Annotated in this window: 18 protein-coding genes; 4 read left to right on the forward strand and 14 right to left on the reverse strand. The window is 71.4% G+C overall.

The annotated features are described in order from the left end of the window. Positions 1-144: 144 nt before the first annotated feature. Both KV097_RS05635 and KV097_RS05640 read left to right on the forward strand, forming a co-directional pair. Positions 145-792 carry an amino acid ABC transporter permease gene (locus tag KV097_RS05635; protein WP_220346993.1) on the forward strand — a complete coding sequence of 216 codons (648 nt, stop codon included), beginning with the start codon at positions 145-147 and terminating at the stop codon, positions 790-792. After that, entirely contained in the window at positions 789-1,709 is a 921-nt protein-coding gene (locus tag KV097_RS05640) for an amino acid ABC transporter permease (RefSeq protein ID WP_220365330.1), read from the forward strand. Before KV097_RS05635 ends, KV097_RS05640 begins: the two co-directional genes overlap by 4 nt. A 26-nt stretch (positions 1,710-1,735) precedes the next feature. Here KV097_RS05640 and KV097_RS05645 read toward each other — a convergent pair whose 3' ends face one another. Genes KV097_RS05645 through KV097_RS05655 form a run of 3 tightly spaced genes read right to left on the reverse strand, consistent with a single transcriptional unit; the run spans position 1,736 to position 3,076 of the window. Continuing rightward, positions 1,736-2,038, reverse strand: a complete 303-nt coding sequence (locus KV097_RS05645; protein WP_220346991.1) for a hypothetical protein — start codon at positions 2,036-2,038, stop codon at positions 1,736-1,738. Further along, complete coding sequence (locus KV097_RS05650; protein WP_308289353.1) at positions 2,035-2,493, reverse strand: hotdog fold domain-containing protein; 459 nt, start codon at positions 2,491-2,493, stop codon at positions 2,035-2,037. The genes KV097_RS05645 and KV097_RS05650 overlap by 4 nt, the downstream gene beginning before the upstream one ends. 10 nt (positions 2,494-2,503) lie before the next feature. Then, positions 2,504-3,076: a GNAT family N-acetyltransferase gene (locus KV097_RS05655; protein WP_220365331.1), complete on the reverse strand. Its 573-nt coding sequence runs from the start codon at positions 3,074-3,076 to the stop codon at positions 2,504-2,506. 36 nt (positions 3,077-3,112) lie between these two features. Here KV097_RS05655 and KV097_RS05660 point away from each other — a divergent pair, with 36 nt between their 5' ends. After that, positions 3,113-4,522: a CapA family protein gene (locus KV097_RS05660; protein ID WP_220365332.1), complete on the forward strand. Its 1,410-nt coding sequence runs from the start codon at positions 3,113-3,115 to the stop codon at positions 4,520-4,522. Positions 4,523-4,529: 7 nt separating this feature from the next. On the opposite strand, the gene KV097_RS05665 is transcribed toward KV097_RS05660, so the two are convergent. From KV097_RS05665 to KV097_RS05695, 7 genes are all read right to left on the reverse strand, one after another. Beyond that, positions 4,530-5,300: a M28 family metallopeptidase gene (locus KV097_RS05665; RefSeq protein ID WP_220365333.1), complete on the reverse strand. Its 771-nt coding sequence runs from the start codon at positions 5,298-5,300 to the stop codon at positions 4,530-4,532. A gap of 304 nt (positions 5,301-5,604) precedes the next feature. Continuing rightward, positions 5,605-6,186, reverse strand: a complete 582-nt coding sequence (locus KV097_RS05670; RefSeq protein ID WP_220365334.1) for a regulatory protein RecX — start codon at positions 6,184-6,186, stop codon at positions 5,605-5,607. Positions 6,187-6,188: 2 nt separating this feature from the next. After that, on the reverse strand, positions 6,189-7,325 hold the full coding sequence (gene recA, locus KV097_RS05675) for a recombinase RecA (protein ID WP_220365335.1): 1,137 nt from the start codon (positions 7,323-7,325) through the stop codon (positions 6,189-6,191). Between the two features lie 297 nt (positions 7,326-7,622). Further along, positions 7,623-9,878 (reverse strand): catalase, encoded by a 2,256-nt coding sequence (locus KV097_RS05680; RefSeq protein ID WP_220365336.1) that lies wholly within the window; start codon positions 9,876-9,878, stop codon positions 7,623-7,625. 110 nt (positions 9,879-9,988) lie between these two features. After that, a complete protein-coding gene (locus tag KV097_RS05685; protein ID WP_220365337.1) occupies positions 9,989-10,636 on the reverse strand; it encodes a class I SAM-dependent methyltransferase in 648 nt (215 codons plus the stop codon). A gap of 20 nt (positions 10,637-10,656) precedes the next feature. Then, positions 10,657-11,319, reverse strand: coding sequence for a DUF2064 domain-containing protein (locus KV097_RS05690; protein ID WP_220365338.1), 663 nt, complete (start codon positions 11,317-11,319; stop codon positions 10,657-10,659). Further along, the gene (locus KV097_RS05695) at positions 11,316-11,981 is read right to left on the reverse strand and encodes a glycosyltransferase family 2 protein (protein WP_220341376.1); all 666 of its coding nucleotides are present in this window, start codon (positions 11,979-11,981) and stop codon (positions 11,316-11,318) included. The genes KV097_RS05690 and KV097_RS05695 overlap by 4 nt, the downstream gene beginning before the upstream one ends. A gap of 104 nt (positions 11,982-12,085) precedes the next feature. Between KV097_RS05695 and KV097_RS05700 the strand changes: the two genes are divergently transcribed. Continuing rightward, positions 12,086-13,435, forward strand: coding sequence for a hypothetical protein (locus KV097_RS05700; protein WP_220365339.1), 1,350 nt, complete (start codon positions 12,086-12,088; stop codon positions 13,433-13,435). 24 nt (positions 13,436-13,459) lie between these two features. Here the strand turns inward: KV097_RS05700 and KV097_RS05705 are convergent, their stop codons facing one another. The 4 genes from KV097_RS05705 to KV097_RS05720 are packed head-to-tail and all read right to left on the reverse strand — an operon-like array spanning position 13,460 to position 17,733. Further along, complete coding sequence (locus tag KV097_RS05705) at positions 13,460-14,503, reverse strand: NAD-dependent epimerase/dehydratase family protein (RefSeq protein WP_220365340.1); 1,044 nt, start codon at positions 14,501-14,503, stop codon at positions 13,460-13,462. Continuing rightward, the gene (locus KV097_RS05710) at positions 14,500-15,333 is read right to left on the reverse strand and encodes an S-methyl-5'-thioadenosine phosphorylase (RefSeq protein ID WP_308289354.1); all 834 of its coding nucleotides are present in this window, start codon (positions 15,331-15,333) and stop codon (positions 14,500-14,502) included. Before KV097_RS05710 ends, KV097_RS05705 begins: the two co-directional genes overlap by 4 nt. A gap of 22 nt (positions 15,334-15,355) precedes the next feature. Next, positions 15,356-15,550, reverse strand: a complete 195-nt coding sequence (locus tag KV097_RS05715; RefSeq protein WP_220341373.1) for a DUF3046 domain-containing protein — start codon at positions 15,548-15,550, stop codon at positions 15,356-15,358. Next, positions 15,547-17,733: an MMPL family transporter gene (locus KV097_RS05720; protein ID WP_220365341.1), complete on the reverse strand. Its 2,187-nt coding sequence runs from the start codon at positions 17,731-17,733 to the stop codon at positions 15,547-15,549. The genes KV097_RS05715 and KV097_RS05720 overlap by 4 nt, the downstream gene beginning before the upstream one ends. Positions 17,734-17,736 lie beyond the last annotated feature (3 nt).

Consider the following 17,736-nt stretch of genomic DNA (forward strand, 5'->3'; position numbering starts at 1 on the left):
TGGGGGGGCACCGCCCGGCCCGCTACGCCGCCTCCCCCCCCCGGCCCGTGAGGGGGGGGGGGGGGGCCCGGGGGGGGGCGGGCCCCGCCACCTGTCGTGTCCGATCCGCCCTGTTCAACACCTGACCTCGTGAGGAGGTGACCCGTGGACGCTTTGACCGAGAACTGGGACATCATTCTCGACGGTTTTCTCACGACGTTGCGGCTGCTCGCCGGCGCCGGCGCACTTGCGCTCGTGATCGGCACCGTCATCGCCATGTTCCGGGTCAGTCCCGTCCCGGTCCTGCGCCGGACGGGCGCGGTCTACGTGGCGATCTTCCGCAACAGCCCTCTGCTGGTCCTGCTGCTGGTCACCTATTACGGCCTTCCTCAGCTCGGGATCAACCCGAGCTTCTACTGGAAGATCATCCTCGCGATGGGCCTGTACACCGGTGCGTTCGTGGCCGAGTCCCTACGGTCCGGCATCAACGGCATCCCTCTCGGTCAGGCCGAGGCCTCCCGCTCGCTCGGCTTCACGTTCGGCCAGTCGATGACCCAGGTGGTCCTTCCCCAGGCCTTCCGCAACGTGGTCCCGCCGCTGGCCAGCGTCTTCATCGCCCTCACCAAGAACACCTCGCTCGCGATGTCGTTCGGTATCGCCGAGGCCGCGTTCCGGATGAAGGGTCTCATCAACGACTACGCCACCGAGCGGTGGACGATCTTCATCGGCATCGCCCTCGGCTACATCATCATCGTCGAGACGATCTCGTTCGGGGCGGCCATGCTCGAGCGTCGCTGGAGGGCAGAACGATGAGCCAGAGCACCGTCCTCTACGACGCCCCAGGGCCTCGCGCCAGACGTCTCTACCGGACGATCGCCATCGTCACGGTCATCGCTCTGATCGCCCTCGCGCTCCTGGTCGTCAACACGCTCTACAAGAACGATCAGCTCGAGTACGAGGTCTGGGAGCCGTTCGTCACCCCGGCGTACCTTGAGCTCCTCGGACAGGGCGCGATCAACACACTGAAGTCCGCGGTGTTCGCAATCCTGGGCGCCCTCATCTTCGGGGTGGTCTTCGGGATCGGCAAGCTGTCGGACCACCGCATCATCCGCTGGCCGTGCTGGCTCGTCGTCGAGTTCTTCCGCGCCGTGCCGCTGCTGATCCTCATCATCTTCGTCTGGTCTCTCTACTCGCTCCAGCTCGACCGTTCGTTCCACGCGCTCGTGATCGGGCTCGTGCTCTACAACGGTTCGGTCCTCGCCGAGGTCTTCCGCGCCGGCATCAACGCCGTGCCCAAGGGACAAGCGGAGGCCGCCTACGCCCTCGGCATGCGCAAGTACCAGGTCATGGGGTCGGTCCTCATGCCGCAGGCGGTCAAGATCATGCTGCCGTCGATCATCAGCCAGTGCATCGTCGCCCTGAAGGACACCTCGCTCGGGTTCGTCATCCTCGCTCCGGGCCTCACGACCGTGGGCCGCGAGATCTGGCGACAGTTCGGCAACTACCTCGCGACCGCGCTGGTGCTGCTGGTCATCTACCTGATCATCAACCTGCTGCTCGACTGGCTCGGGCGCTGGGTCGAGCGCAAATACAGCGGCGGTCGTCGACTCGACGTCGACGCCGTCGGTGCGCTCGGCGAGCAGGAGCGGATCGCGATGGCCGAGGTCGAGGCCGCACGTCAGACTGCGACGAAGGGTGGCGCCGGCATCGGCGGCGCCAGCAGCGGCTAAGCCTGAGGGCTGACTGACTGTCCCCCTCAGCGGACGTAGACGCTGCCGTCGAAGTTGAGCATCCCCGCGGACTCCAACCCGATCGTGGTCTCGCTGTTCTCGTCGTCGTCGGCGTGGGTCTCCACGTCGACGGCGGCGATCTCCCCGAGCGGGATCGCGTGCACCTGGGCCGTACGGATGCCGTTGCCCGACCGGTCGGTGAGCACGCCGTCCTCCAGGAACAGGTAGCCGTCGCGCAGCCCGAGAATCCGGGCGTACTCGTGCAGCTCACGGCTGCCGTCGACCCGGCGTACGGACAGCGTGCTGAAAGCGTTGATCTGGCTCGTCATCGCGTCGGGGTGACCCAGAGGTGGATGGTGCCCTCGACGACGCGCGTGCCGTCGTCACGCGTGGCGTGGACGGTCACGTCGACCTCCGGGGCCTTCGCCCAGTCCTCCGCGGTCGTCTCGGCGACGCAGACGAGGTCGGACGTCGACTTCGCCAGGTAGGAGACGTCCATGCCCTTGGGCAGCCACCGATAGCCGTCGGGGACCGTGGCCTCGGCCAGCAGGCCCATCGCGGCCTCGAGGCCGTTGCAGACGGCGATCGCGTGGACCGTGCCGATGTGGTTCTTGACGGCCCACCGCTTCGGGAGCACGAGCTCTGCTCGGTGCGGCCTCATCTGGCGGATCCGTGGGCGGACGGTCCGGAAGTACGGGGCCTTCAGACTGAACGCCAGGTCGAACAGGCGGCCACCGAGAGGCAGGGTCGTCAGGCGCTCGTACATCGCGAGGGTCGAGTTCACGAGTGGCACCCTAGCAGGATTGGTTACTCGTCGGTAACAATCGGTGGACACCGTCGCGAGCGAGGCGGCAGACGATGTCGGCGTAGTCCTCCCCCGGCATCTGGATCCACTGACGCTGCTCGAATCCGAGCTTGCCGAGCACCCTGAGAGACGCGGCGTTGCGCGCATCCGGGCACGCGACGAACCACCTCGCATCGGGGTAGGCCGCCAGCAGGACGTCCGTCAGGTATGCCGCGACCATCCGCGTGCCCAGCCCGGCGCCGATCAGGTCCGGGCGCCCGATCAGGTAGTCGAACCCGACGGCCCCCGGCAGCTGCACCCGAACGGCCAGGTCGTCGTCGGAGGCGACCGGGAAGTCCTGGACATAGCCGACCGGCTCACCCTCGACCTCGACCACCCACATGCATGTCGGGTGCTCTCCGGCGAGCCGCTCGGCGTACCGTGCGCGCGCCTCATCGACGTCCTTCGGCGGATCACGGAACCACGCGAGCACGTGAGGGGCACTCCTCCAGCCGACCAGCATCGCCAGATCCGGCTCGCGCATGGCGCGGAAGGCGATCCCGCGTGATCCGGCGTCGGACATGGCCCTGAGGGTACGACGCCGCCGTACCCTCAGGACATGGGACGCACCGCGTCGACCCTCTCAGTGCTCCTGCTCGCCGTCGGGTGCACGATCGGACCTGCTCCGGAGCCGGCGCAGTCGCCGACTCGGGACCGACCGACGTCCGCCGCGCCCTCGCCCCGGGCCGAGACCGGTGCCGCGCCGGTCTTCGTCACCCATCACCACTCTCCCCTGCGCGTCCTCACTCACGAGGGCGCACTACGGCTCCTCAGCACCGGCCCACCCTCCGAGCTCCGACTGGTCACCGACCGCTCCGACGTCCCGGCGGCCGACCGTCTCGCCGATGCTGCCGCCGTCGTCGCTGCGGTCCGCCTCGACCCGGATGCCGTCGGCTACGTCTCCGCGTCCGTCGTCGACGAGACGGTGCGCACGGTGCGTGTCGAGAGCAAGGACCCGATCCGGCACCCCGCGGCGTATCCGTTGACGACCCCGCAGGCCTCCCCCGCACCCGAGCCCGAGGTCGTCACCGTCGCGATCACGGGTGACATCATGCTCGGACGACGAGTGGGGTCCTTCCTCCGGCGGGCCGACGACCCCACGGCCGTGTTCCGACGGCTTGCAAGCCGCCTCGCGGGTGCCGACATCACGGTGGGGAACCTGGAGTCGACGTTGTCACGGCGTGGCTCGCCCACCCAGGGCGGTGACTCCTTCGGCGCCGATGCGTCGGTGCGACGAGGCCTACGGGTGGCGGGGTTCGACCTCGTCAGCCTCGCCAACAACCACCTCGGCGACTTCGGCGAGCGCGCCATGCTCGACACCTTCGCCCGACTGCGCTCCAGTGGCCTCCCGTACGTCGGCGCCGGTCGTGACCGCACGGAGGCGGAGCGCCCGGTGATCATCGAGCGGGGCGACACGTCCGTCGGGTTCCTCGCCGTCGACTCGATCGGCGAGACGCCCGCTGCCACCGCAACCAGCCCGGGCACGAGCCGACTGGACATGCCTCCCCGCACCGGACCGATGGACGAGCGACGACTGGCACGACTCGAGGCTCAGACCCGTTCGCTGGCCGCGCGGGTCGACACGGTGGTCGTGCTGACCCACTGGGGCACTCAATACACCAACCTGCCGGAGCCGTCCCAGCGCCGCGTCGCGCGCGTGGTCGCTCAGGCGGGCGCCGACGTCGTGGTGGGCGGTCATCCGCACTGGCTCCAAGGACTCGAGCAGGTCGGTGACACGCTGGTGGTGCACTCGCTCGGCAACTTCGTGTTCGACATGGACTTCCAGCGGCGGACCCGCGAGGGCGCGGTCCTCGAGCTCGTGCTGTGGGACGGCGAGCTCAAGGGCATCGAGCTGGTGCCGTACGTGATCGACGACGACTTCACGCCGCGCCCGGTCCAGGGCGCGAGGGGGCAGACCGTCCTCAGGACCGCGTGGGAGACCAGCACCGGTCCCTACGCCCTGCCCTGACCTCTCCTCATCGCATCCAGCGCCAGACGATCGTCGCGACTCGGCGGAGCTGCCGATCGTCCACCACGCCCGAGCGGTCGTCAGCGGAGTGGTATCCGGCATACGGGATGCTTCCGAGCCGGGCGGCCGGGACATCGGCCTTCTCGTACGACCAGTGGTCGCTGGCGCGGTCCTCGCACGTGCTCGTCGGGATCCCGCCGGCCGCGGCGACCAGCGAGCGGACGACGCGACCGTTGCTCGTCCCGCCGTCGCAGACCGGCACCGTCCGACCCCGGACTCCCACGCGGTCGAGCGAGACCATGGCCCGCACCGCAGCGCGTTCGGGGCCGCTCATCGCGGCGACGCGGTGCCGAGACCCGAAGTGGTGCAGGCTGTCACCCGGACCGCGTGGCTCCTCGGCCCCGAAGGCGACGAGCCGCACGGGGAGCCTCGTACCGTACGCACTCGCCAAGCGGGCGAGCTCACGCACGACGGCCACGCCGGACGCGTTGTCCTCGGCCCCCGGCGACACCGCGATGGTGTCGAGATGGGCGCCGACGACCAGGTGCGGCTGCGAGGCGTCGAAGCCCGGCGGATCGGCGATCACGTTGACGGAGTCGCCCGCACTCACCGGCGTCCCCCACGAGTCTCCAGCGGGTACGGCGAACGATTCCTCCGTCACGGTGTAGCCAAGCCGCCGCATCTCCCCGCCGAACCAGCCTGCTGCCTGGCGGAAGGCCGCACTCGTGGCTTCGCGCGGGCCGACCCGGACGGCGAGATGCCGGATGGCCGCCCGCATCGCCGATCCGTCGGCCGTCGGCGCGTCCGGCTTCGGCGGCTCTCCCGGGGACGGGGCGTCCGTGCCCGGCTCACCCGGGCCACCGGGCGAGCCGGTATCCCTCGGGGCTACTCCCGGAGGCTTCGCCGGCGACGAGCTCCCCGCTGACGGACCGCTCGAGGTCGCAGGCGCGGGGCTTGGCGAGGACGGTTCGTCGTCGGCCTCCCTCGCACTGCACGCGGCGAGGAGCAGGACCAGCGATACACCGACGACGGCAGTGCGCACCGCTCCATGCTGACACGTCGGCGGGTGGCCGTCCGACGTGTCAGGGGCCGTCCTGCCAGCCCTCGGCCTCCATCGAGTCGTCGGCCGCGCCGACCTCCTCACGGACGATCCGGTAGGCGATGCCGGGGCCATAGCCTTTGCGGCCGAGCGCACCGACAAGTCGTCGCACCTTGACCTGCTCGTCGAGATTGCGCATGGAGCGGAGTTTTTTGCGGACGACGGCACGGGCGGCGTCCTCCTCCGACTCCGGGTCGAGGGTGTCGATCGTGTCGCGCACGATCTCGTCGTCGATCCCCTTGCGCCGGAGCTCGAGCGCCAACGCCCGTCCCGCGAGGCCACGCGACTGCTGCCGGGAGCGCACCCACAGCTGGGCGAACTCCTCGTCGTCGACGAGCCCGACCTGCTCGAACCGGTCGAGCATCCTCTCGGCGATCTCGTCAGGAACGTTGCGCCGCGCGAGCTGCGCGGCCAGCTCCGCTCGGGATCGCGGACGCTCAGCCAACCGGTCCAGGAGGATCTTGCGTGCCACGGCCTCGTGGTCGGGCTCCGGACCGAGGTCCCGGTCGGCGTCCGGCTCGGGATCCCGGCGGCCCCAGGATCCCGAGCGCTGCGTGCGCGCCATGCTCAGAAGTCGACCGCAGCCTTGCCGGCCTTGGCTGACTTGCTCGCAGCACCTGCACGCGTCCCCGCGGCCGCACCGGCGACCACGGCGTCAGCGGCCACGGCGTCGGTCGGCTCGTCCACCGTGGCTCCGATGCCGAGGTGCTCCATGATCCGCTTCTCGAGCTCGTTGGCGAGGTCGGGGTTGTCACGCAAGAAGCTGCGCGCGTTTTCCTTGCCCTGGCCGAGCTGGTCGCCCTCGTACGTGTACCAAGCGCCGGCCTTGCGGACGAAGCCTGCATCGACGCCGACGTCGAGGAGGCTGCCCTCTCGGCTGATGCCCTGGCCGTACATGATGTCGAACTCGGCCTGCTTGAACGGCGGGGCCATCTTGTTCTTGACGACCTTGCAGCGGGTGCGGTTGCCGACCATATCGGTGCCGTCCTTGAGCGTCTCGATCCGTCGCACGTCGAGACGGACCGAGGCGTAGAACTTGAGCGCCTTGCCGCCCGTCGTGGTCTCGGGCGAGCCGAACATGACGCCGATCTTCTCGCGGAGCTGGTTGATGAAGATCGCGGTCGTGCCGGCACCATGGAGCGCGCCGGTCAGCTTGCGCAGCGCCTGGCTCATCAGTCGAGCCTGCAGACCGACGTGGCTGTCACCCATCTCGCCCTCGATCTCGGCGCGTGGCACCAGAGCGGCGACGGAGTCGATGACGATGATGTCGAGCGCACCGGAACGGATCAGCATGTCGGCGATCTCGAGCGCCTGCTCTCCGGAGTCCGGCTGGGACACGAGGAGGGCGTCGGTGTCGACACCGAGGGCCTTGGCGTAGTCGGGATCGAGCGCGTGCTCCGCGTCGATGAACGCCGCGATGCCACCGGCGCGTTGTGCGTTGGCCACCGCGTGGAGGGCGACGGTCGTCTTGCCGGAGGACTCTGGGCCGTAGATCTCGACGATCCGGCCGCGCGGGAGCCCGCCGATGCCGAGGGCGATGTCCAACGAGGTCGCCCCGGTGGGGATGACCTCGATCGGGATCTTGCCACGCTCGCCGAGGCGCATCACCGATCCCTTGCCGTGCGAACGCTCGATCTGGGCCATTGCCGTGTCGAGTGCCTTGTCGCGGTCCTTCGGTGCTCCCTTGCCCGGGTCAGCAGCCATCAGCGTGGTCCCTTGTCTCTCGTATCCGCCGGTCATCTACGACGTTAGGGGCCGGCACCGACACTTCGTGCGTCTCGCACGTGTGCTGTGGAGTCCGGGCCTGCTCGTCGACCTGGGGACGACTCTAGTCCGAACACGTGTTCGATGCGACTACCGACACGCCGAGTGTCGCGTGTCGACCGCGCTGCGGATGTCTTTGCCACCGATCCCCCGGAACCGACACGTCGGCCCCCTCCGTGAGGTGCTGAGCAGCACGGCTCAGCGTCACGGCCGGGGGCCGACGTGGGTCCAGACAGGTCAGACGGAGACGGCGAACCGCTCCCACACCCGGTGCATAGCCATGTCCTCCTGGACCTGGCCGAGCACCTCGGCGCCACTCTCACCCCGGACGATGCCCGGTCCGCCGACGTAGCCGGCGGCGTCGAGCACGGCCGTACCGGCGCCCCAGGCACCGATGACCTTCGCGTGCCGGAAGCACTCTTCGACCAGCAGCACGACGCGCGGATCGATGGTGACCGTGTCGGCCGCGCCCGCCTTCTCGTCGCGGTTCGGCAGGGCGTCCGGGGCCGGCACCGGGGCTCCGGCGACCAGGACGGCGTCGAACTCCACGGACCGAGCGGTCGCGAACGTACGCTGCACGGCGATGCCGTCACCGATCATCCCGCCGTGCGGCGCGATCACCAGCGGCACCATGCCGGCCGTGAAGATCGCCGTACGAACCTCCTCGACACCGGAGAGGTCACCCTGGGGGTCGACCACGATGCCGACCATCCGGCCGTCGGCCGGCCACGGCTCGCCCACCTGCGACAGCGCAGGACTCGTGACGGGCTCGATCAGCTCGACCGTCGGCGACGGCGCCGGCAGCCCGAGGCCGGTCGCGACCTCCTGGCAGAGCACCGGGTCGATGTTGGCCAGGCACTGCAGCTGGCGTTCCTTGATCGCCTGCTCGTAGCACTTGCCGAGCTCGAAGGTGTAGGCACGGATGATGTGCTCCTGCTCCACCGGCGTCATGCTCTTCCAGAACAGCCGCACCTGGCTGTAGTGGTCGTCGTACGACGCAGGCTGGGCGCGGACCTTGGTGCCCTCGGCCACCCGCACCGCGAGGTGCTCGAACGAGCCGTCGACGTCGGCACCCGCGTGGAACGGACACCCGCCGTCGAGCGAGTTCGGCTTGTACGGCGCCACGCCCGCGTGCACCGCGTGCTGGTGGAAGCCGTCGCGGAACATGTCGTTGACCTCGGTGTGCGGCCGGTTGACGGGGAGCTGGTTGAAGTTCGGCCCACCGAGCCGAGTCAGCTGCGTGTCGACGTACGAGAACAGCCGCGCCTGCACCAGCGGGTCGTCGGTCGCGTCGATGCCGGGCACCAGGTGGCCGACGTGGAACGCGACCTGCTCGGTCTCGGCGAAGAAGTTGGTCGGGTTCGCGGTCAGCACCATCAGGCCGACCGGCTGCACCGGCGCCAGCTCCTCGGGCACGATCTTGGTCGGATCGAGGAGGTCGATCCCCTCGAAGACCTGCTCGGGGTTGTCCGGGAAGACCTGCAGGCCCAGCTCCCAGGCGGGGTACGCCCCGGCCTCGATCGCGTCATAGAGGTCACGGCGGTGGAAGTCGGGGTCGATGCCACCGATCATCTGCGCCTCTTCCCACGTCAGCGAGTGCACGCCGAGGCGCGGCTTCCAGTGGAACTTCACCAGCGAGGTCTCCCCCGCCGCGTTCTCCACGCGGAAGGTGTGGACCCCGAAGCCCTCCATCATCCGGTAGGAGCGCGGGATGCCACGGTCGGACATGTTCCACATGGTGTGGTGCTGCGCCTCGGTGTGCAGCGAGACGAAGTCCCAGAAGGTGTCGTGGGCGCTCTGCGCCTGGGGGATCTCCCGGTCGGGGTGCGGCTTGCCGGCGTGGATGACGTCGGGGAACTTGATGCCGTCCTGGATGAAGAACACCGGGATGTTGTTGCCGACGAGGTCGAAGTTGCCCTCGTCGGTGTAGAACTTGGTCGCGAAGCCTCGCGTGTCACGGACCGTGTCCGCCGAGCCGCGCGAGCCGAGCACGGTCGAGAAGCGTACGAATGTGGGTGTCTCGACGCCCTCGCGCAGGAACCCTGCCTTGCACACCGCGTCGGCGGTGCCGTAGCCCACGAACACGCCGTGCGCGCCGGCACCGCGGGCGTGCACCACGCGCTCGGGGATGCGCTCGTGGTCGAAGTGCGTGATCTTCTCCCGCAGGTGGTGATCCTGGAGCAGCGTCGGGCCCCGCTCCCCTGCCTTGAGGGAGTGGTCGGTGTCACGAAGGCGGACACCGGTCGACGTCGTCAGGTAGGTCTCCTGCTGCGACCGGGCGGTCACGGGTGCGCCGGTCTCCACGCCGGTGGCGGTGCGGGTCGCCGGGGCGCTCTGGTCGGCCTTGGGCGGCAACGGTGGCCTCGGCTCCGTGGGCTCAGCGAGACTGGCGGGCTCCGGCCCCGGTGCTCCGGGGATCGCGGGGTCGGTGCTTCCGGCGACGCCGTGCGCGATCCGGTCGAACGTTTCCTTGGCCAGCTGCTTGAGATCCATGTGACTCCTCGGTGGTCGATAGCCGCGTCGCGGCCTTGTCCCCACTATCTCCCGCGGCGATCGCCGTCGCAGGTGGCCAGCTTGACCACCAGCAGCGGGACGGCGGCCGCTCACTCCTCGACCGCGAGCTCCGCGACTCGCCGGCCCCCGTGCAGGCGCAGACCGCACCACACCAGACCCGCCCTGCGCGCCACGGCGCCGATCCCGTCGACCCCGACCCGCGCCCAGGCGAACGGGGCGCTCTCGCGGCCACCCGCACGAAGACGGACGTGGTGGCTCCGGACTCCGACCCCGGGTGACTCGACCTCGGTCAGCACGCTGCCCCCGGCTCCGACCAGCTCGCTCACGCGCCGAAGCAGCCGGACGGGGTCCCCGCCGATGCCGATGTTGCCGTCGGCCAGCAGGGCGTGCCGCCATCTCCCTGCCGCGGGGACGCTGCCGAACACGTCCCCGCGCACCGCGGCCGCCCCACGCCCGCGTGCCTGGCGAACCGCCTCCGCGGAGATGTCGAGACCCAGCGCGTGCACCCCGCGTCCGGCGAGCGCCCCGGCGAGCCGGCCGGGCCCGCAGCCCACGTCGAGGGTCGGCCCGTCACACCGGTCGACGAACAGCTGCCGGTCGGACTCGGTCGCCTCACCCCGCCACCGAGCGACCGGGAGCGAGAGGACCGTCCCACGAGCGGTGACCATCTCGACCGCCGCCCCGCGGAAGGCGGCGTCCACGACCGCCCCCGACGACATCGGCGGCCGTACCGTCACTGAGCGCTCCTCGGAGAGGGTCATGACACCCCACCAGCGACGAGCTCGGCGATCACGCGCCCGGCCCTGCTCCTCGGGGCGGTGCGTACGAGGGCCAGCGCGTCCTCCCACGTGTCGACGTCAGTGAGGACCGGAGCGCCGCCGACCCGGGCGCCGGCCGCCGTCAGGGCCGCGTACGTCCGGGCGCCGGTGTCGGATCGCGACATCGCGACGTCGCTGAGGGGCCGAGCCCAGCGCGGCGACCGGACCCCGAGCGCCCACCAGCCCCCGTCGGCGGCGGGGCCGAGCACGGCCTCGTGGGACTGCAGACCGTCCGCGACCGCGATGAGGTCGGCGGTCGTCGCCTGCGGGGTGTCCGTGCCGATCTGGACGACCCCGGCGCCTGCGTCGGCGTCCTCGTGAGCGTTGACCAGGCGCTGGCCGAAGGTGGTCCCCCGCTGGGCGACCACCCGGTGCGGCGCGCACGCGGCACGGAGGTCGTCACCGCGGGCAGCACGGGTGAGGTCGCCCGTGAGGGCGACCACCACCGGCCAGCCGAGCACCGACACGGTCTCCAGCGTGTCCAGGAAGGCGGCCGCCGCGAACCGCGCCGCGACGTCGGCTCCGGTCCGTCCGGCCAGGCGGGTCTTCGCGAGCCCTGGCTCCGGCGCCTTCGCGACCACCAGCAGCGTCGGCGCGGTCATCTCATGACCTTCGCGAAGTCGAGCGCGGTCCGCACCGTCCCCCGCACCGACCCGCTGACCTTCGACCGCGTCCCGGCCGCACGCGCGCGGTAGGCGATGTCGTGCTCCTCCACCGTCCAGCCGGCGCGAGCCGCCCCCAGCATGAGCTCCAGCGGGTAGCCGAACCGCCGGTCCCGCAGGTCGAGCGCCACCAGGTCCTCGCGGGGGCACACCCGCATCGGCGCCAGGTCGTGCAGCGCGAGCCCGGTGGATCGGCGGATCCAGGCAGCGAGCAGTGTCGTACCGGCCCGCGCGTGCCACGGCCAGACACCTGAGGAGACGGGTCGACGTCGCCCGAGCGCCATCGTCGCCCGCCCGGCGAGAACCGCGTCGAGCAGCGGGTCCAGGTCGGCGGCGTCCATCGAGCCGTCGCCGTCCATCACAGCGACGTACGGCGCACGCGACGCGCGAACCCCCGCGTCGACGGCGGCCCCGTACCCCGCGACGGCCTCGTGGACGACACGAGCGCCCAGCTCCCGCGCCACCTCTGCCGTGCCGTCACGCGAGCCGTTGTCGACGACGATCACCGAGAACCGCTCCGGCACGTGGGCGAGCGCCTCCGGGAGCGCCCGCGCCTCGTCGCGGCACGGCACCACGAGGTCGCACACGCGCGCATCCGTCATGGTCCGACCCTAGGGCGAGATGTCCGATCCGTCCGGGTCGACGACGGCGTCAGCCGCGCCCGCGCACCGTGCCCGAGGCCTGCGCCAACGCCTACGGTGTCCAGATGACCAGCCGCCCCGACAGTCGGAGCCGAACCGCCCTCGCGGGCGCCGCGACAGGGCTCGTGCTCGCCGCCGCAGCGATGCTCTGGCCGGCCGTGACGGGCACGTTCGTGCACAACGGGATCTCGGGTCTCCCCCGCTTCCCGCCCCTTCACGCGAACTGGATGCCACGGCTCACCGCGACGTCATGGCTCCCACTCGCCGTCGCGCTGGTCGTCCTCCTCGCGTGGCCGCGCGTGTCGGCCCTGCGCTGGCCCGTCTATCTCGGCGCGCTGTTCGTCGCGGCCTGGAGCTGGACCGTCGCCCTTGCCCTCGTCGACGGCGAGGACGGCCTCGGCGCCGTCTTCGCCCGTCGCGGCGAGTACGTCGCCGACGCGCAGGCCGTCACGGACGTGAGCGCCATGCTCGCCGGGTTCGTCGACCGCATCCCGGTCGATGCCGCCGACAACTGGGGCATCCACGTCGCCGGTCACCCTCCCGGCGCGCTCCTGATGTTCGTCGGCATCGACCGGCTCGGCATCACCGATCCGGTCACCATCGCGATGACGGTCCTCACGCTCGGCTGCACGGCCTTCGTCGCTGCGGCCGTCGTCGTACGCCGCGTCGCGGGTGAGGACTGGGCCCGGCGGGCGGGCATCTGGTGGGTGCTGGCGCCGGCCGCGGTCTGGGTCGGGGTGAGCGCCGACGCCGTCTTCATGGCCGTCGCCGCCTGGGGTCTCGCCCTGCTCGCGGTCTCGCTCACCACGAGACGCACGGGCGTCGAGATCGCGTCGGGCGTCGCCGCAGGCGTCGTCCTCGGTGCCTGCGTCTACCTGTCGTACGGCCTGGTCCTCCTCGCCGTGCTCGCCCTCGCGGTCGTCCTTCTCACACGCCGGCCGCGGCCCGTGCTCTGGGCCGCGCTCGGGGCCGTCGCGGTCGCCGCCGGGTTCACGCTCGCGGGCTTCGCCTGGTGGGAGGGGTACGCGGTCCTGAGGGAGCGCTACTACGACGGGGTCGCCTCGGACCGGCCCTACGGCTACTGGGTGTGGGCCAACCTCGCGGCCTGGACCTTCACCATCGGGCTCGCCGGCTGGGCCGGCCTCGCGGAGGCTGGGCGATCGGTGGTGGCACGACCACGGCCGGATCGCGGGACGGTGGCCGTGTCGGTGCTCGCGATCAGCGGGCTCGCGTGCGTGCTGCTGGCGACGCTCTCAGGGATGAGCAAGGCCGAGGTCGAGCGGATCTGGCTTCCGTTCGCCCTGTGGGCGCTCGTCGCCCCGGCCCTGCTCAGCCCTCGTCTGCGCACGCCGTTCGTCATCGCTCAGGTGGTTGCCGCCCTCGCCGTCCAGCACCTGCTCCTGACGCGGTGGTGAGGTCTGGCGGGCGGCTCGGCGGCGTCAGCGCTCTCGCAGCGGCGCGGTCGCCAGCTCGGCGAGCCCGTCCTCCGGGCTGATCTCCGCCACGAACCCCAGCTCCTCGCGCGCTCGCCGCGGCGAGGCGACGACGTGGCGGACGTCGTACGGGCGGAAGTCACCGGTGAGCTCGGGCGCGGGCCCTCCGGCGGCGGCGGCAAGGACCTGCGCCATCACGCCGAGCGGCGTCGGATGCCCTGACGCCACGTTGTACGCGCGCAGCGCCGGGCCCTGCTCGACCACGCGCTCGACGGCCGCGACGTTGGCGCGGGCCACGTCGCGCACGTGCACGAAGTCGCGCACCTGGCCGCCGTCCTCGAAGACCTTCGGCGCCTGGCCGCGCGCCAGCGACGAGCGGAAGATCGCTGCCACGCCGGCGTACGGCGTGTCCGCGGGCATCCCTGGCCCGTACACGTTGTGGTAGCGCAGCGCCACCGCCGACGCCCCCGCCAGCAGGCACCACGCCTGCGCGTAGTGCTCCTGCGCGACCTTCGAGGCGGCGTAGGTGCTGCGCGGGGCGAAGGGCACGGACTCGTCGACCTCCCGCCACGACACCTCGCGCCCGCAGATGCCGCAGCCGGGGTCGTACCGGCCCTCGGAGAGGTCCACCGCGCGTCGTGCCGCCGGCGTGACGTCTCCGTGCTCGGGACACGTGTAGCGACCGTCTCCGTAGACGACCATCGACGACGCGAAGACCAGCCGCCCGACGCCGGCGCGGGCCATCGCCGCGAGCAGGACCGCGGTGCCGTGGTCGTTGTGGTCGGCGTACCCCGGCATGTCCTGGGCATCCACGCCGTTGCCGACCATCGCGGCCTGGTGGCACACGACGTCGACGCCGGCGAGCGCGGCATCGACGTCGGCGGCCGATCGTACGTCGCCGAGCCGCGTGCCTTCGGGCACCTTCGCGTCCGGTCCGTGAGCGAGCGGAAGCAGGAGGTCGAGGCCGACGACGTCGTGCCCTGCCCGCTCGAGCGCCGTCACCACGTGGCCGCCGACGAAGCCGGCCGACCCGGTGACGAGGACCCTCACGGCAGCGTGATCGGCAGGTCGAGACCGTCGAGGGCGCTCGCGCAGTCGCACGTAAGGTCCGACTCGACCGCGCCGACCACCCCGCGCAACGCGTCGCGGAGCGTGTCGAGGTGCTCGCCGAAGACACGCAGCACCTCCTGGTGGCTCACCGCCTCCGCCGCCTCCACCCCGGCGTCGAGGTCGGTGACGAGCGCGACCGTGGCGTAGCAGAGCGCGAGCTCGCGGGCCAGGACCGCCTCGGGGTGCCCGGTCATGCCGATGATCGACCAGCCCTCGCGGGAGTACCACTGCGACTCGGCCCGGGTCGAGAACCGCGGACCCTCGATCACGACCAGCGCGCCCCCGTCGACGGCACCACCCGGCGCTCCGTCGACGAGCGCCGTACGGAGCCGCGGACAGTACGGGTCGGCGAACCCGATGTGCACGGCACCCGAGTGGTAGAACGTCTGGTTGCGGTTGGTCGTCCGGTCCACGAGCTGGTCCGGGACCACCAGAGTGCCCGGCCCCAGCTCGGGCTGCAGCCCGCCGACCGCGCACGGCGCCAGCACCTGGCGCACGCCGAGGCTGCGCAGCGCCCAGAGGTTCGCCCGGTACGGCACAGCGTGCGCCGGGTAGCGGTGGCCGGGGCCGTGCCGCGGGAGGAACGCGACCGCGCGCGGGCCGTCCTCGGTCGGCACCGTGCCGAGGGCGATCGGCCCCGACGGCAGGCCGTACGGGGTGTCGACGTCGACCTCGTGGACGTCGTCGAGGAAGGTGTAGAAGCCGGTGCCGCCGATGACGGCGACCTCGGGAGTCAGCGGGGCATCCATGCCTGCCGAGTCTGCCAGCACGTCCCGACTCTGTCTCGGTGCGTCAGCGCTCCGCCGGTGGGAGCCCGAGGGAGGACCAGACGGCGCGCCACACCGTCTTGGGTGCGTCGCCTGCATCGAGCGCCTCGGACACCGTCCGCCCTCCGAGCTCGGCCAGCACCTGCTGGTCGGCCCACACCTGGGCGTAGCCGCCCCCGAGGTGCCTCTCCATGCGTTCCCAGAGCTCACTGTGCCTCACTCGGCCAGTATGCGGGCACGGCCCACACGGTCGTCCGTGGCGCCTCCCGCCACGGGGACCGTGCCGCCCTCACGCAGGCCGTGCCGCTCCCACCACCGGCGCAACGGGCCCGGCGCCCACCAGTTCGCCCGGCCGAGGAGCTTCATCGTCGCGGGGACCATCAGAAGGCGGACCAGGGTGGCGTCGACGATCAGCGCCACGAGCATGCCGACGCCGACCATCTTGATGAACACGATGCCCGACGTCGCGAACGCTCCGGTCACCACCGCGAGCAGCAGCGCGGCGCTGGTGATGATGCGGCCCGTCTTCTGGACACCCCTCGCCACCGCGACCTCGTTGTCTCCGGTGGCGTCCCACTCCTCGCGGATCCGCGACAGCAGGAAGATCTCGTAGTCCATCGACAGCCCGAAGAGGATCGCGGCCATGAGGATCGGCTGGGTCCCGTCGAGGTAGCCGGTCGAGCTGTAGCCGAGCAGGCCCTCGAGGTTGCCGTCGGCGAACACCCACGTCACGACGCCGAATGCCGCCGTGATCGAGACGATGTTGACCAGCACCGCCTTGACGGGCAGCACCACCGACCCGAAGGCGAGGAACAGCAGCACGAGCATCGCGACGACGATGAGGCTCCCCATCAGCGGCAAGCGGTCGGCGATCCCGTCGAGCATGTCGACGGTCTCCGCGCTCCTCCCTCCGACGTACGCATCGGCGGGAGCGTCGACGGCCCGGAGGCTGCGGACAAGCTCCTGCGAGGCAGCACTCTGTGACGTCCCGGTCCAGTCGACGTCGATGAGCGTGCCTCCCCCACCCTCGGCGACCGGCCGCACCTGGGTGACGCCGTCCACGGCGCGCAGGTCGGCGGCGTACGAGGCCACCTCCGTCCGCTCGGTGCTGGCGAAGAAGACATCAGCACTGCTGCTCGGTCCCCCGAAGTCGGTGTCGAGCTTCTCGGTGGCGATCCTCGACGGCGCGTCCGACGGCAGCGCTCGGTAGTCGACCCCGCCCCAGGTCGCCGAGAGGAACGGGCTCGCGAGCAGGAGGAGGAATCCGGTCACGAGCGCCAGGCTCACCACCGGTCGCCGCATGACGGCGTGCGCGAAGCGTGCCCACCCCTGGGAGGTACGCCGCGCCCGACGCCGCCACGGCATCGCGCCGGCCTCGATCCGCCGACCGAGCAGCGCGAGGGTCGCCGGCAGGAGAGTCAGCGCCGCAACCATCGCGACCACGACGGCCGCCATCCCGCCGTAGGCCATCGAGCGCAGGAAGGTCTGCGGGAAGGCGAGGAGCGCGGACATCGCGACGGCGACGGTGAGGCCGGAGAAGAGCACCGTACGGCCGGCGGTACGCATCGTCGCCCCCACGGCGTCCTGCACCTGACCGCGATCGCCCGCGTCCCGGACGGCGAGCTCCTCGCGGAAACGGCTCACCACGAAGAGGGCGTAGTCGATGGCCAGCCCCAGCCCGAGCAGCGTGATGATGTTGAGGGCGAAGACCGACACGTCGGTCACGGTGGTGAGCAGCCGGACCACGGCGAACGCACCGAGCACCGCGACGGCGCCGACCCCGACCGGCATGAGGGCCGCGACCACGGAGCCGAAGACGACCAGGCTCAGCAGCAGCACGAGAGGCATCGCCAGCATCTCCGCCCGGGCGATGTCCTGCGAGACGGTCGTGCTGACGTCGTCGAAGACCGCCGACTTCCCCGCGACGGCGAGGTCGAGCGTGCCGTTCTCGACCGCAGCCCCGTCGAGCGCCGGCCGGACCTCGTCGTACGCCTCGAGCACGGCGTCCTCGTCGTCGCCGGCGAGCGTGATGACGACGCTCGTGGCGTGCCGGTCCGCCGAGACGAGGGCGTCGGTCCCCGGGGCGCCGTAGACCATGACCTGCTCGACGGCCTCGTCCGACAGACCCTCGACGACCTCGGTGACCGCCGCACGGAAGGGCGCCGCATCCACCGTCATCTCGTCGCTCTCGTAGACCGCGACGACGTCGGCTCCGTGACGACCGACCGAGTCGTCGATCAGCTCCGAGGCCCGGTAGGACTCGCTCCCGGGGTCGTCGAAGCCGCCGTCGCTGAGGGCGGCGAACACCCCTGTCCCGTATGCGCCGGCTGCCGCCAGCACGAGCAGCCCCAGGCCGACCACCCATCCGGCTCGTCGTGCGACGAAGCGCCCCCACCGTTCCATCGG

Origin of the sequence: Mumia sp. zg.B17, from assembly GCF_019550915.1 — a bacterium.
Classification (GTDB): Bacteria; Actinomycetota; Actinomycetes; order Propionibacteriales; family Nocardioidaceae; genus Mumia.